Origin of the sequence: Paraburkholderia tropica, assembly GCF_914484835.1 — a bacterium.
Lineage (GTDB): Bacteria > Pseudomonadota > Gammaproteobacteria > Burkholderiales > Burkholderiaceae > Paraburkholderia > Paraburkholderia tropica_A.
Genome location: NZ_CAJZAR010000027.1, coordinates 197 through 783, shown reverse-complemented (window position 1 = coordinate 783; position 587 = coordinate 197). Strand labels below are relative to the sequence as shown.

Here is a 587-nt window from a genome sequence, read left to right as displayed (position 1 = left end):
CCACGCGCACCGCGTATTCGCGCTCCACGCTATAGCGCGGGTGCATGAAACGGTTCGCGAGATCGCCCGAGGTCGTGAGCATCAGCAGACCTTCGGTGTTGAAGTCGAGACGGCCGACGGCCAGCCACTTCGCCGTTTTCATCGGCGGCAGGCGATCGAACACCGAGGCACGGCCTTCGGGGTCGGCATGGCTGACGATCTCGCCGGTCGGCTTGTGATAGATCAGCACGCGCGGCGGCTTGTTCTGCAGCTTGCGCTTGATCGGCTTGCCGTTGATGCGGACCTGATCGGTCGGCAGAATGCGCTGGCCGATGTGCGCCGGCTCGCCATTCACCGAGACGCGCCCGGCGACGATCAACTCTTCCATGTCGCGGCGCGAACCCATGCCCGCATCCGCCAGCACCTTGTGGAGCTTCGGCGCGTCATCGTCCGGGCTCAGCACGCGCTTGGGCTGCTGGGCGCGGCCGCGGCGCAGCATCGGCGCGTTCACGCCCGAGCCCGTGCCGTCGTCGGCGTCGAATGCCGGCGACGTCACGTACAGGAACAGATCGTCCTGCGCGCCTTCGCCCGCTGCGGCCACCGGCGCC

Annotated in this window: 1 pseudogene; it reads right to left on the bottom strand. The window is 68.1% G+C overall.

Annotated features, from left to right (window positions below):
* Nucleotides 1–587 (bottom strand): annotated as a pseudogene (locus LDO54_RS39170) (pseudouridine synthase); the annotation flags it as partial.